Here is a 13,979-nt window from a genome sequence, read left to right on the forward strand (position 1 = left end):
TCCGCCATCATGTCTTTGCGCAGTATGCCCATCGCGACCCGTGCCGCCCTGAGTTTCGCCCTGATCACCGCTCTGCTGGTCATCACCGGCATCTTTTCCCTGAACCGGATGGGTTCGCTCAACGAAGCCTCTTCGGACATCAGCGACAACTGGCTGCCTAGCGTCCGCGAAAGCGCCGAGTTGAACGTTCTGCTCGCCGAACTGCGGCAGGTGCAACTGGCCCATGTGCTGGCGGCGGACGATAGCAGCAAGCGCTTCCTGGAAAGCCGCATGACGGAAATCGGCAAGGAACTGACCGATCGCGAGGGCGCCTACCAACGGCTGATCAGTGGTGCCGACGAGCGCTCGATCTACGAGCGCTACCTGGCTACCCGGCAGACGCTCCTGCAAAGCCAGCAGACCCTGGTGCAGATGTCGCGCAGCAAGCCGCTGGAAGAGACCCGCCAGTACACCGAAAGCACCTTGCTCGACCAGTACCGCGCCACCCAGCAGCAACTGCAGGCGCTGATCGACTTCAACGTCAAGGGCGCCAGCCAGGCCAGCCACACGGCCGATGAGGTCTATGACAGCGCCTTCGCCGCAGTGATCGGCGTACTGCTGGTCGCCGGCCTCGCTACCGTGGTACTGGCCTGGCTGTTCACCCGCAGCATCACCCAACCGATCGGCGAGGCGCTGCGAGTGGCCGAGGTGATCGCTTCCGGTGACCTCACCAGCCGCATCGACACCTCTGGCCGCGACGAACCGGCCAAGCTGCTGGTCGCCCTCCAGGGCATGCAGGCACAACTGCGCCAGACCATCCAGCAGATCGGCAGCTCGGCGACCCAACTGGCCTCCGCCGCGGAGGAACTCAGCGCCGTCACCGAGCAGGGCAACCGCTCGCTGACCCAGCAGAACGACGAAATCCAGATGGCCGCCACCGCGGTCAACGAGATGACCGCCGCCGTCGAGGAAGTGGCGCGCAACGCCAGCTCCACCTCGGACGCCTCGTCCGCCTCCGAGCAATCGGCGCAGAACGGACGCCAGCGGGTACTGGAGACGGTCCAGGCGATCCGCCTGATGAGCGAAGAAGTGGACAATACCTCGGCGCTGGTCGGCGGCCTGGCGGAAAAGGCCCAGGACATTTCCAAGGTCCTCGACGTGATCCGCGGTATCGCCGAACAGACCAATCTCCTGGCGCTCAACGCGGCCATCGAGGCGGCTCGCGCCGGCGAGCAGGGCCGCGGTTTCGCCGTGGTCGCCGACGAGGTTCGCGCCCTCGCCCATCGCACCCAGGAATCCACCCGCGAGATCGAGCAGATGATCGCCAACATCCAGGAAGGCACCGGCGCCGCGGTCGGCGCCATGGACAGCAGCAGCGTACGCGCCCGCAACATGCTGGAGATCGCCGAAGCCGCCGGCCTGGCGCTGAACGAGATCGCGGAGCGGGTCGGCCAGATCAACGAGCGTACACTGGTGATCGCCAGCGCCTCCGAGCAGCAGGCCCAGGTGGCCCGCGAGGTCGACCGCAACCTGGTGAACATCCGCGACATCTCGCTGCAGACGTCCGCCGGCTCCAACCAGACCGCCGCCGCCAGCCAGGAACTGTCGCAACTGGCCATCGACCTGAACAACATGGTCACCCGCTTCGTCGTCTGACCATGCCGTGCGCCGTCTCACGGCGGCGCACTTCCTCCGGTTGCCCAGCGTGAAGCCCGGGTTTTACCATGAAACCCGATCCTCTCCCCCTCCGGAGCCGCCCAGATGGTCAAGCGCACCAGCCACAAGCAAGCCAGTTGTCCAGTCGCCCGCCCGCTGGACGTGATCGGCGACGGCTGGTCGATGCTCATCGTGCGCGATGCCTTCGAAGGACTGACGCGCTTCGGCGAATTCCAGAAGAGCCTCGGCCTGGCCAAGAACATCCTGGCGGCGCGCCTGCGCAACCTGGTGGAGCACGGCGTGATGGTGGCGGTCCCGGCCGAAAGCGGCAGTCACCAGGAATACCGCCTGACTGACAAGGGACGCGCGCTCTTCCCCCTGCTGGTGGCGATTCGGCAGTGGGGCGAGGACTATTTCTTCGCCCCGGACGAATCCCATGTCCGCCTGGTCGAGCGCGACAGCGGCCAGCCGGTGCCGCGCCTGCAGGTACGCGCCGGCGACGGCAGTCCGCTCGCCGCGGAAGATACCCGGGTCAGCAGGGACTGATCGAAGGACGAACAGGCTACCGTCGGCATCCGTTCGTACGCCGCCCTACCGCACGCAGGCAACCCTTGCCCGGTAGAGCGAATGGCGCCCCCGCGTTATCCACGCCACACAAGAAAACCAGCGCTTTGCATGGCTCGCGCTCAGCGCACGTCGAAGGATTTCTCCGCCAGCAGGCGATCGCCCTGGAACACCATCAACCGCCATTCGCCCTTCACCACTTCGTGCGGCTCGGTGAATTCGTAGGCCATGACATCGGTCGGCGCGCCCGGCACCAGCTTCTGCACCACTTCGAACTTGTCATGCCGCTGACCATCCGGAGTGACCACGCCCGGGGTGAGGTAGAGCAGCGTCAAAGGCGTATCGCCTTCCTGCTTGCCGCTGAGTTGATAACGCATGCCGAACTTGGTGCCGAGCTTGGCCGGGACTTCGGTGGTCTGCTGGATGTTCTGCTCGCTACGGGTCAATACCCGTTCGCCGGGCTGGAAATCCTGGTAGCGGCTTTCGAACACGCCATATTCGATGGGGCCGTCGATACGCACCTCGGCCTGCGCCGCCACGGCGACGCCGGCGCCGAGCAGGAAGACGGAACGACTGATGCAAGAACGGATGAAGGACATGACTCACTCCTGGATGGGACTGGCGCGAGCCTATGACGCCGGCATGACAGACTGATGACGAATCCGGGTTATTCGCCTCGCGGATCGGCGGGCTGGCGCGGCAGCACCGCCAGAAAGTTGTCCCGCGCCACCTGGCGAGCGACCTGCTCGGGCAAGGCGTCGAGGAACGGATCGAAGCTCGCCATCAACTCGGGCAGGCTGTCGAACTGGCCGACCACATCGGAACCGAGCATGAAGCGTTGCGGAAACCGCTCGACCAGTGCCAGCCACTGCGGATCGGGCTTGCCCTGCTCGTCCAGCAGGTACGGGCGCAACACCGACCAGGACAGGTCGATGTAGAGGTTCGGGTAGCGCTGTAGCAGACGCCGAAGGGTCGGCAGGAGGAAGTCCAGTTTCTTCTGGTGGCGATGGATCTCCATGCTGGTCCCGGCATGGGCCCAGATGAACCGCACATGCGGGTGATTGCGCAGGGGCTCCTCGATTTCCGCCAGGTACAGCGGGTTACGTTCGCGCTTGGAAGTGACGTTGGCGTGCAGCAACACCGGCAGGTCGAATTCGGCGGCCAGGTGATAGACCCGCGCCAGCGCCTCGTTGTTGGCCCTCGGCACGTCGCCGTAGGTCAGCGCGGTGAGGTCGTCGTGACGGGTAAAGATCTCGCCGATGCCCTGCCAGAGTCCCGGGTCCAGCTCCAGCATGCGACGGATGTGCGCGTCGGCGTTCTTGTCGGTCGGGTTGAAACCGGTCAGGAACGGATGCACGCGCCGCCGCTGCTCGGCTGGCAGGGATTTCACCGCCGCCGCCACGATCACGTCGGTGGCGCTGTACCAATAGGCTCCGGCATCGTCGCCAGCGTAGTAGCGCGGCCGCTTCGGCTCGTCCTCGTGCCATTTCTTGGCGACCGCGACGCCGCTGAGCATCACATGGTCGACCCGGCCTTTGTCCATCGCCTCCAGCAGCCGCGGCATGCCTTCGCTTTCCTGGAAAAAATCCACATAGTGCACGTGAGCGTCGCTGTAGCGATAATCCCTGGCATGGGTCAAGGATGTCACCAGGGACAGGGCGAACAATGTCGAAAACAGGGCACGCGTACGGGGGCCAGCCATGGCATTCCTCCTGATAGGCCTGAGTGAACATAGACCGCTGCCGCTCGGCCAGGGTTCGCCGCTCCGCTGGCTGGCCCTGCTGTTCGGCCTGCTGGCCTGGCATGCCGGGGCTGGCGAACGGGTGATCTATCCGCGCCACTCCGAAGGGCGCAACCCCGAACCCTACGTCGTCGAGCTGCTGCAACTGGCGCTGGCCAGGAGCGGCGGCGACTACCGCCTGGAGCCCAGCGCGCAGCCCATGCCGCAGTCCCGTGCGCAACTGCGCCTGGAGCAGGACGATCCGGGCCTGCAGGTGATGTGGGCGCAGTCCCGCGACGACCTGGAAGAGACCCTGCTGCCGATCCGCATTCCGATCTATCGCGGCCTGATCGGCTGGCGCATCCCCCTGGTCAGCGCCGCCAACAAGGATCTCCTGGCCTCGGCGCGGACCCTCGACGATCTCCGCCGCCTGCGCTTCGGCCAGCGCCAGGACTGGGCCGACACACCGATCCTGCGCGCCAACGGCCTGGAGGTGAAGACCAGCCAGAACTACGAGAGCCTGTTCCGCATGCTCGATGCCGGCCGCTTCGAGGTCTTCCCCCGCGAGGTCGTAGTGATCGACGGAGAACTGGAGGACGCCTCCCGCGCCGGGCTGCACCTGGCGATCGACCAGCACGTGGCCCTGCACTACCCCGCGGCCTTCTATTTCTTCGTTTCGCGTCAACGCCCGGAACTGGCCGAGGCCATTCGCCAGGGCCTGGAGAAGGCGATTGCCGACGGTAGCTTCGAACGGCTGTTCGAGCGACATTTCAAGACGCGGCTGGGCAAGCTTGCCCTTCGGCAGCGGAGAATAATCGAGCTGAAAAACCCCTATCTTCCAGGAAAAACTCCTTTTCAGCGCGAGGCGCTCTGGTACCGGCCGTGAGCTAGAATGAAGCCCTCACGCCACCACCGATGTCCAGCATGTCCCGTAACGCCCCGTACCGCCTCGACGACCAGATCGGCTTCATCCTGCGCCAAGCCAACCAGCGCTATGCGGCGTTGTTCGCCAATGGCATCGGCAACGGCCTGACCCCCACCCAGTGGGCCGCCCTGGTCCGCCTCGGCGAGACCGGACCCTGCCCGCAGAACCAGCTCGGCCGACTCACCGCCATGGACGCCGCGACCATCAAGGGCGTCGTCGAGCGCCTGGACAAACGGGGACTGATCCAGCGCAGCGCCGATCCGGACGACGGCCGGCGCCTGCTGGTCAGCCTCAGTCCTGCCGGACGCGCCGAACTCGAGGCCGGCCTGGCGGCCGCCCGCGAGATCAACCGGCAGGCCTTGGCCCCCCTCTCCCCGCAAGAACAGGAAACCCTGCGCGGGTTGCTCGCTCGCCTGACCTGAGGCCATTGCGGTCTATCCTTTTGTCCGCGTTGCGTCGCCCGGAGCTGCGCCTTTCGTCGTAGCGGCCTGCCATTGACAGTTCGCCGCAGGCGTTCATAACATGTTTGTATACAAACAAATTCCCGCATAGCCGCATGCTACCAGGCACGGCTGACGGGATATTCGCCTGATGAACAGCCATGCCGCCGGCATGGGGAGAAACCGCCATGAGCGATGCCCTTGCCCTGACCGTCAACGGTCAGTCCCTGCGCCTCGATGTCGCCCCCGATACCCCCCTGCTCTATGTCCTGCGCAACGACCTGCAACTGAACGGTCCCAAGTTCGGCTGCGGCCTCGGCGAGTGCGGCGCCTGCACCGTGCTGATGGATGGCGTCGCCACCCGCTCCTGCATCACCCCGGTGGAGGCCGCCGTAGGCCGCCGGGTGGTTACCCTCGAAGGACTCGGCGATGCCGCCCATCCCCATCCGCTGCAACAGGCCTTCATCGACGAACAGGCCGCCCAATGCGGCTACTGCATCAACGGCATGGTGATGACCGCCAAGGCGTTGCTGGATCGCAACCCGAACCCCAGCGACGGCGAGATCCGCCAGGAACTGGCCTACAACCTGTGTCGCTGCGGCACCCATGTGGAGATTCTCAAGGCCGTGCGGCGTGCCGCCGAGAGCCTGAAGGAGCATCAGGAGGAGCACCCGGCATGAGCCTGGCCAATCCCTCGCGACGCGGCTTCCTCAAGGCCGGCGGCCTGCTGCTGGTCACCGTCAACCTGCCCGCCCCGCTGCTCGCCCTTGCCGAGCAGGGCGCCACCGACCTGCCGCTGGACCAGGTCGACTCGTTCATCGCCATTGCCGCGGACGGCAAGGTCACCGCCTTCTGCGGCCACGTCGACCTTGGTACCGGCATCCGCACGGCACTGGCGCAGATCGTCGCCGAAGAGTTGGACGTCGCGTTCGAGCAGGTCGAGATGATCCTCGGCGACACCCGTCGCACACCGGACCAGGGGCCGACCATCGCCAGCGCCAGCATCCAGGTCAGCGCCGTGCCGCTGCGCCAGGCCGCCGCCGAAGCCCGGCGCTTCCTCCTGCGCCAGGCCGGAAGCCATTTCCCGGTGCATCCGGACAGCCTGCGCAGCGAAAACGGCCAGGTCTTCGCCGCCGCCAATCCGCAGCGACGGATCGGCTACGGCGAGTTGCTGCGAGGCCAGCGCTTCAACCTGAACATCGACGGCAAGGCGCCGCTCAAGCCGCGCAGCGAGTACCGTCTGGTCGGCAAGCCGGTGCGTCGGGTGGACATCCCGGCGAAGCTGACCGGTCAACTGACCTATGTCCACGACATGCGCTTGCCCGGCATGCTGCATGGGCGAGTGGTACGCCCGCCCTATACCGGCGCGGATGTCAGCGCCCCGCTCGGCAGCGGCCTGCTGGCGGTGGACGAAAGCTCGGTCGCCGGGCTGCCGGGGCTGGTCAAGGTGGTCGTGATCGGCGACTTCGTCGGCGTGGTCTGCGAACGCGAGGAGCAGGCGATCCGCGCCGCGCGCCAGCTCAAGGTGCGCTGGAAGGACTGGCAGGGCCTGCCGCCGCTGGAACCCGACCGGCTCGAGGACACGCTTCGCCGGCATCCGAAGAAGCCACGCACGCTGCACGACTCACCCGGTCTCGAGCAGCACCTCGCGGGCATCGCCCGGCCGCTGTCGGCCACCTATGTCTGGCCCTACCAGTTGCACGCCTCCATCGGCCCTTCCTGCGCCCTCGCCGAGGTCGATGCGCAGCGCGCTCGCGTCTGGTCCGGCACGCAGAACCCGCACGACCTGCGCAACGACCTGGCCAGGCTGCTGCAGCGCGAGACCGGGGACATCGAGGTGATCCGCATGGAAGCCGCCGGCTGCTACGGACGCAACGGCGCCGACGACGTCAGCGCCGACGCCGTGCTCCTGGCGCAGGCAGTGGGCCGGCCGGTGCGGGTACAACTGATGCGCGAACAGGAACATGGCTGGGAACCGAAAGGCACCGCGCAACTGATCGAGGTCCGCGGCGGTCTCGACGAGCAAGGCCGGGTGGCGGCCTACGACTTCGCCACCTGCTACCCCTCCAACGGCGCGCCGACCCTGGCCCTGCTCCTCACCGGGCGGATCCCGGCCACCCCGCAGGTGGCCGACATGGGCGACCGCACCGCGATCCCGCAATACCGCTACCCGCGGATGCGGGTGGTGGCCAACGACGCCGCCCCTATCGTCCGCGCGTCCTGGATGCGCGGCGTCTCGGCGCTGCCGAACGTGTTCGCCCATGAGTCCTACATCGACGAACTGGCGCACCTGGCCGGCATCGACCCCATCGCCTTCCGCCGCCGCTACCTGGACGACCAGCGCGCCCTGGCGCTGATCGACGCCCTGGTCGCCCGCGCCGGCTGGCAGCCACGCACCTCCCCCAACCCAGAGGCGCGCCGGGACGGCTTGCTGAAGGGACGCGGCTTCGCCTATGCGCGCTACTTCCACAGCAAGTTTCCCGGTTTCGGCGCCGCCTGGGCCGCCTGGATCGTCGACGTCGAGGTGAACCCGGAGAACGGCGCGGTGCGCGTCGCCAAGGTCTGGGTCGCCCATGACTGCGGGCAGATGGTCAATCCCGATGGGGTCAGGCACCAGGTCCACGGCAACGTCATCCAGTCCACCAGCCGGGTACTCAAGGAGTTCGCCACCTTCGACCGCCGTGGCGTCACTAGCCTGGAATGGGGCGGCTACCCGATCCTCGGCTTCCCCGAACTGCCGGAGATCGACGTACTGCTGCTCGACCGCCCCGAGCAGCCACCGATGGGCGCTGGCGAGTCAGCCTCGGTGCCCAGCGCCGCGGCCATCGCCAATGCGATCTTCGACGCTACCGGGGCGCGCCTGCGACAGGTGCCGTTCACTCCGGAACGCGTACTCGCGGCGCTGCGCAGCGCGCAGGCCTGATCCTTTTCCCCGGGGCGCCGCGGCGCCCCGCGCAGTGGATGACTGACAGATGAAGAAGGCAACACGCATCGGCCTCTGGGCCTCCGGCAGCCTCGTCGCGCTCGCCGCCATCGCCCTCGGCTACGCCTGGCAACCGGCCATCGGGCCACTGGAAGGCACACCCGGTCCCTTCAGCGCCGAGCAGATCGCCCGCGGCGAACGCCTCGCCGCCCTCGGCGACTGCGCGGTCTGCCACACTCGCGAAGGCGGCCCGCGCAACGCCGGCGGACGGGCCTTGCCGACGCCGTTCGGGACGATCTACAGCAGCAACCTCACGCCGGATCGCGCGAGCGGCATCGGTGGCTGGTCCTACCCCGCCTTCGAGCGGGCCATGCGGCATGGCGTGGCCCGCGACGGCAGCTACCTGTATCCGGCGTTCCCTTACACCGCCTTCACCAGGACTCGCGACGAAGACCTGAAGGCCCTGTACGCCTACCTGATGAGCCAGCCGGCGGTGCACAGCGAAACGCCTGCCAACCAGCTGCCGTTCCCCTTCGACCAACGCCAGCTGATGGCCGGCTGGAACCTGCTGTTCCTGGAGCCCGGCGCCTACCGCGACGAGCCGACGCGCAACCAGCAATGGAACCGCGGCGCCTATCTCGCCGAAGGCCTCGGCCATTGCAGCGCCTGCCACTCGCCGCGCAATGCGCTCGGCGCGGAAAAGTCCGGCAGCGCGCACTTCGCCGGCGGCGAGGCGGAGGGCTGGACCGCGCCAGCCTTGAACGCCAGTTCGCCGGCGCCCATCGCCTGGAGCGAGGAGGCCCTCTACGCCTACCTCCGCCACGGCTATTCGGCCTACCACGGGGTCGCCAGCGGGCCGATGGCGCCAGTGGTCGGCGAAGGCCTGGCCAAGCAGTCGGACGAGGACCTGCGGGCCCTGGCCCATTACCTTGCGTCCTACGCCGCTGCCCCGGCCGGGGAAACCGATCAGCAACAGGCGCAACGCCTCGACCGGCAGGGCTACGGCCGCGTGCAACCGCCCAGCGGCAGCGGCGCGCGCCTGTTCGCCGGGGCCTGCCTGGCCTGCCACCATGACGGCGACGGACCGCGCTTCTTCGGCGTGCGTCCATCCCTGGCGCTGAACAGCAATGTGCATGCGGACAGCCCGGACAACCTGCTGCGGATCATCCTCGACGGCATCCACAGCCCGGCCACCGGCGACCTCGGCTATATGCCCGGCTTCCGCCACAGCCTCGACGACCGGCAAGTCGCCGCCCTGGCCAACTACCTGCGCGAGCGTTTCGCCGGCAAGCCCGCCTGGCCGGACCTCGCGGCCAAGGCGGCAAGCCTGCGCCGACAGGCGGCGCCCTGAAGCATGCGGCTCAGTTGGGCAAGCGCAGGGAGCGGGCGAAGCAACCGGGGGTCTGGCCGAAATGACGCTGGAACAGGCTGATGAACGCCGAGGTGGAGTCGTAGCCAAGGTCGCTGGCCACCCGCGTCACGCTGGCGCCCTCCTCCAGCGCGGCGACCGCGTTGAGCAGACGCAGGCGCTGGCGCCACTCGCGAAACGACAACTGGGTCTGCTCGCGGAACAACCGCGCCAGGGTCCGTCGGGACGCCCCCACCAGTCCCGCCCAATCCGAGATGCCGCGCGGATCGGCGGGATCCGCCTGTAGCGCGTCGGTGATCCGGCGCAAGCGCGGGTCGCCAGGCAACGGCAGGTTCAGCGGCGCCTCGCGAAGGCGCCCGACCTCATCGGCGACCACCTGCATGAGACGCTCGGCCTCGCCACCCGGCGGATATTCACGGGGAAACTCCGCCGCCCGCAGCAACAGTTCGCGCAGCAGGCCGGACACCTCCAGTACCCGGCAACCGCCGGGCAGCGAACGATCCAGGTAGAGACTGCGGAACAGCACAGGGTTGCAAGCCTCCGCGGCGTGCCGGACGCCCGGCGGAATCCACAGCGCCCGCTGCGCCGGCACCAGATAGCTGTGCCGCTCGGTGCTGGCGCGCAAGGTGCCGCTGGCGGCGTACATCAGTTGGCCCCAGGGGTGCTCGTGCATCTCCACCCGGTGCCCGGCGGGCATCTCGAAGGCGCGCAGGTACACCGCGCAGGGCAGGCTGCGGAATCGCGGCAGGTCGCGTTCTTGTCCCGTTTGCGGCATCGGTTGTCCCCATCCGTCGAGTGAGCGGTACGCGGCCGATGGTAGCGTGTGGCTCCCCATAGACAAACCGGAGCCACGCCATGAGCAGTCATCGCCCGCAACATCGCCTGTCCGTTCCCGATATCCAGCGCCGCAAGGGTGCCGGCAGCCTGGTGGCGCTGACCGCCTACAGCACGCCCATGGCCCGCCTCCTCGATCCGCATGCCGACCTGCTGCTGGTCGGCGATTCGCTGGGCATGGTGCTCTATGGCATGCCCAGCACCCTGGGAGTGAGCCTGGAGATGATGGTCGCCCACACCCTGGCGGTGATGCGCGGCAGTCGGCGCGCCTGCGTGGTGGCCGACTTGCCGTTCGCCAGCTACCAGGAATCGCCCCGACAGGCGTTCCGCAACGCCGCACGCCTGCTGGCCGACAGCGGCGCCCAGGCGGTGAAGCTGGAAGGCGGTGAGGAAATGGAAGAAACCGTGGACTTCCTGGTACGCCGTGGCATACCGGTGCTCGCCCATATCGGCCTGATGCCGCAGCAGGTCAACGCCATGGGCGGCTTCAAGGCCCAGGGGCGTGACCCGGAAAGCGCCGAACGGGTACGCCGCGACGGCCTCGCCATGCAGCGCGGCGGCGCCTTCGCGGTGGTCATCGAAGGCGTAGGCGAGCCGCTGGCCCGTCGCCTTAGCGAAGAACTGGCGATCCCCTGCATCGGTATCGGCGCCTCGCCGGCCTGCGACGGCCAGGTACTGGTCAGCGAGGACCTGCTCGGGCTAAGCGGCGAACAGGTACCGCGCTTCGTCGAACGCTACGCGCGCCTCGACCGGGAAATCGACGAGGCGGCCCGGCGCTTCGCCGAGGACGTGCGCGAACGGCGCTTCCCCGAGGCCAGGCACTGCTTCGCCATGCGCGAGTGAGCCGGCGGTCTCAGGCGAAGACTTCCGCCAGCAGGTCGTCCATCGCCTGGAAGGCACGCCGGGAGGTCCTGGCGTCATAGTGCATCTTGCCCGGCAGCTTGGCGTTCGGATCGGTGAAGGAATGCACCGCGCCGCCGTAGCTGGTGAGCTGCCAGTCGACGCCGGCATCGGTCATCTCCCTGGCGAAGGCCGGCAACTGCTCGCGCGGCACCAGCGGATCGGAGGCGCCGTCGAGGACCAGTACCGCGCCCTTGATATTCCTGGCATGCGCCGGGTCCGGCGTATCCAGGGTGCCATGGAAGGACACGAAGGCCTTCAGCTCGGCGCCGTCGCGAGCCAGCTCCAGCACGCAGCAACCGCCGAAGCAGAAACCGAAGGCGGCCTGGCGGGTCGTATCGACAGCCGCGAGCGCCTGTCCGCGCAAGGCCGCCAGCGCTGCCTGCATGCGCTTGCGCAGCAGGGCCCGGTCGTTCTTCAGCGGCATCATCGCCGCGCCCGCCTCGTCGCCGTTCTGCGGACGCACGTCCCTGCCGTAGAGGTCCGCCACCAGCACCACGTGCCCACGGCCGGCGACCTGCCGGGCGATGTCCAGCGCGGCGGCGCTCACGCCCATCCAGTTCGGCGCCATCAGCAGGCCCGGGCGCGGCCCCGCGTGGCTGGCGTCGTACACCAGTTGACCTTCGTACGGCTGCCCATCGATGTCGTAGGCGACCGGCTCTACACGAATCTCACTCATGGGTACTGCTCCTGCGAGAGTTGGAAAAGACAAAGCCCGCCGAAGCGGGCTTTGTCGGGGCTACTGCTTAAGCGGACAGCTCCACCAGCAGCTTGTTCAGTCGGCGTACGTAGGCGCCCGGATCCTTGAGGCTGTCCCCCGCGGCCAGGGCGGCCTGGTCGAAGAGAATATGCGACAGCTCGCCGAAGCGGTCCTCGTCCGGCTCCGCATCCAGCTTCTCGATCAGCGGATGCTGCGGGTTGATCTCGAAGATCGGCTTCGAGTCCGGCACTTTCTGCCCGCTGGCCTCGAGGATCTGGCGCATCTGCAGGCCAAGGTCCTGTTCGCCGATGGCGAGGATCGCCGGCGAATCGGTCAGGCGGTGGGAAACGCGGACTTCGCTGACCTGCTCGTCGAGCACCTTCTTCAGGCGCTCGATCAGGCCTTCCTTGCTCTTGGCGACTTCTTCCTGGGCCTTCTTGTCCTCTTCCGAGTCCAGGCTGCCCAGGTCCAGGTCGCCGCGGGCGACATCGACGAACTGCTTGCCGTCGAACTCCGGCAGGTAGCTCATCAGCCACTCGTCGATGCGATCGGTGAGCAGCAGCACCTCGATGCCCTTCTTGCGGAAGACTTCCAGGTGCGGGCTGTTCTTCACCTGCGAGTAGCTCTCGCCGGTGAGGTAGTAGATCTTGTCCTGGCCTTCCTTCATCCGACCGATGTAGTCGGCCAGCGCTACGCTCTGCTCGCCCGAATCGTCGCCGGTGGAGGCGAAGCGCAGCAGGCCGGCGATCTTCTCCTTGTTGCCGAAGTCTTCCGCCGGGCCTTCCTTGAGGACCTGGCCGAAGTTCTTCCAGAAGGTCTTGTACTGCTCCGGCTCGTTCTTCGCCAGCTTCTCCAGCATGTCCAGCACGCGCTTGGTCAACGCCGACTTCATCGAGTCGATCACCGGATCCTTCTGCAGGATTTCCCGGGAGACGTTCAGCGACAGGTCGTTGGAGTCGACCACACCCTTGATGAAGCGCAGGTACAGCGGCAGGAACTCGTCGGCCTGGTCCATGATGAACACGCGCTGTACGTACAGCTTCAGGCCCCGCGGCGCTTCGCGATGGTACAGGTCGAACGGCGCGCGGCCCGGCACGTAGAGCAGCGAGGTGTATTCCAGCTTGCCTTCGACCTTGTTGTGGCTCCAGCTCAGCGGGTTCTCGAAGTCATGGGCGACGTGCTTGTAGAACTCCTGGTATTCCTCGTCCTTCACCTCGGCGCGCGGACGGGTCCACAGCGCGCTGGCGCGGTTGACCGTTTCCCATTCCGGCTCGGCCGGCTTGTCGGCCTCTTCGCCGTGGAATTCCTTGGGCAGCTCGATCGGCAAAGCGATGTGATCGGAGTATTTCTTGATCACGTTGCGCAGGCGCCAGCCATCGGCGAACTCCTCCTCGCCCTTTTTCAGGTGGAGGACGATGCGGGTACCGCGCTCGGGCTTGTCGATGGTAGCGACGTCGAACTCGCCCTCGCCCTTCGACGACCAGTGCACCCCTTCGCTGGCCGGCTGGCCGGCGCGACGGGAGTAGACATCGACCTTGTCGGCGACGATGAAGGCGCTGTAGAAACCGACGCCGAACTGGCCGATCAGGTGCGAATCCTTCTTCTGGTCGCCAGACAAGTTCTTCAGGAAGTCGGCGGTCCCGGACTTGGCGATGGTGCCCAGGTGAGTCACCACATCCTCGCGGCTCATGCCGATGCCGTTGTCTTCCAGGGTGACGGTGTTGGCTTCCTTGTCGAAGCTGACGCGGATCTTCAGCTCGGCGCCGCCCTCGAGCAGCTCGGGATTGGCCAGGGCTTCGAAACGCAGCTTGTCGGCGGCGTCCGAGGCGTTGGAAATCAGTTCGCGGAGGAAGATTTCCTTGTTCGAATAGAGAGAATGAATCATCAGGTGAAGCAGTTGCTTCACTTCAGTCTGAAAGCCCAGTGTCTCTTTTTGGGTTTCCACGCTCATCGCTCCAAGCTCCATCAA

Annotated in this window: 13 protein-coding genes; 8 read left to right on the top strand and 5 right to left on the bottom strand. The window is 67.1% G+C overall.

Features of this window, described 5'->3' with window-relative positions; translation table 11 throughout:
- Window positions 1-9: 9 nt before the first annotated feature.
- Together ACYAF3_RS28840 and bosR are read left to right on the top strand one after the other, a co-directional pair.
- On the top strand, window positions 10-1,635 hold the full coding sequence (locus tag ACYAF3_RS28840) for a methyl-accepting chemotaxis protein (protein WP_003097894.1): 1,626 nt from the start codon (window positions 10-12) through the stop codon (window positions 1,633-1,635).
- 105 nt (window positions 1,636-1,740) lie between these two features.
- The gene (bosR, locus tag ACYAF3_RS28845; RefSeq protein WP_003087468.1) at window positions 1,741-2,181 is read left to right on the top strand and encodes a biofilm oxidative stress transcriptional regulator BosR; all 441 of its coding nucleotides are present in this window, start codon (window positions 1,741-1,743) and stop codon (window positions 2,179-2,181) included.
- A 140-nt stretch (window positions 2,182-2,321) separates the two neighbouring features.
- Here bosR and ACYAF3_RS28850 read toward each other — a convergent pair whose 3' ends face one another.
- Window positions 2,322-2,798: a DUF3859 domain-containing protein gene (locus tag ACYAF3_RS28850; RefSeq protein WP_003087466.1), complete on the bottom strand. Its 477-nt coding sequence runs from the start codon at window positions 2,796-2,798 to the stop codon at window positions 2,322-2,324.
- Between the two features lie 68 nt (window positions 2,799-2,866).
- Window positions 2,867-3,901, bottom strand: a complete 1,035-nt coding sequence (locus tag ACYAF3_RS28855; protein WP_003097898.1) for an amidohydrolase family protein — start codon at window positions 3,899-3,901, stop codon at window positions 2,867-2,869.
- Between ACYAF3_RS28855 and ACYAF3_RS28860 the strand changes: the two genes are divergently transcribed.
- The 5 genes from ACYAF3_RS28860 to ACYAF3_RS28880 all read left to right on the top strand — a co-directional run bounded on the left by ACYAF3_RS28860 (window position 3,900) and on the right by ACYAF3_RS28880 (window position 9,558).
- Window positions 3,900-4,805: a substrate-binding periplasmic protein gene (locus tag ACYAF3_RS28860; protein ID WP_003120437.1), complete on the top strand. Its 906-nt coding sequence runs from the start codon at window positions 3,900-3,902 to the stop codon at window positions 4,803-4,805. The genes ACYAF3_RS28855 and ACYAF3_RS28860 overlap by 2 nt on opposite strands.
- Window positions 4,806-4,843: 38 nt before the next feature.
- Complete coding sequence (locus ACYAF3_RS28865) at window positions 4,844-5,266, top strand: MarR family winged helix-turn-helix transcriptional regulator (protein WP_003120438.1); 423 nt, start codon at window positions 4,844-4,846, stop codon at window positions 5,264-5,266.
- A 206-nt stretch (window positions 5,267-5,472) separates the two neighbouring features.
- Entirely contained in the window at window positions 5,473-5,964 is a 492-nt protein-coding gene (locus tag ACYAF3_RS28870) for a (2Fe-2S)-binding protein (protein ID WP_003097907.1), read from the top strand.
- A complete protein-coding gene (locus ACYAF3_RS28875) occupies window positions 5,961-8,207 on the top strand; it encodes a xanthine dehydrogenase family protein molybdopterin-binding subunit (protein WP_016253590.1) in 2,247 nt (748 codons plus the stop codon). The genes ACYAF3_RS28870 and ACYAF3_RS28875 overlap by 4 nt, the downstream gene beginning before the upstream one ends.
- A 49-nt stretch (window positions 8,208-8,256) precedes the next feature.
- Entirely contained in the window at window positions 8,257-9,558 is a 1,302-nt protein-coding gene (locus tag ACYAF3_RS28880; RefSeq protein ID WP_003117755.1) for a cytochrome c, read from the top strand.
- Between the two features lie 10 nt (window positions 9,559-9,568).
- Here ACYAF3_RS28880 and ACYAF3_RS28885 read toward each other — a convergent pair whose 3' ends face one another.
- A complete protein-coding gene (locus tag ACYAF3_RS28885) occupies window positions 9,569-10,351 on the bottom strand; it encodes an AraC family transcriptional regulator (RefSeq protein ID WP_003117756.1) in 783 nt (260 codons plus the stop codon).
- 80 nt (window positions 10,352-10,431) lie between these two features.
- Here ACYAF3_RS28885 and panB point away from each other — a divergent pair, with 80 nt between their 5' ends.
- Complete coding sequence (panB, locus tag ACYAF3_RS28890; protein WP_003087450.1) at window positions 10,432-11,253, top strand: 3-methyl-2-oxobutanoate hydroxymethyltransferase; 822 nt, start codon at window positions 10,432-10,434, stop codon at window positions 11,251-11,253.
- 10 nt (window positions 11,254-11,263) lie between these two features.
- Here panB and ACYAF3_RS28895 read toward each other — a convergent pair whose 3' ends face one another.
- Together ACYAF3_RS28895 and htpG are read right to left on the bottom strand one after the other, a co-directional pair.
- Window positions 11,264-11,989: a dienelactone hydrolase family protein gene (locus ACYAF3_RS28895; RefSeq protein ID WP_003122896.1), complete on the bottom strand. Its 726-nt coding sequence runs from the start codon at window positions 11,987-11,989 to the stop codon at window positions 11,264-11,266.
- A gap of 67 nt (window positions 11,990-12,056) precedes the next feature.
- Window positions 12,057-13,961, bottom strand: coding sequence for a molecular chaperone HtpG (gene htpG, locus ACYAF3_RS28900; protein ID WP_003087446.1), 1,905 nt, complete (start codon window positions 13,959-13,961; stop codon window positions 12,057-12,059).
- Window positions 13,962-13,979 lie beyond the last annotated feature (18 nt).

It is taken from the genome of Pseudomonas sp. TZ252 (genome assembly GCF_056110345.1).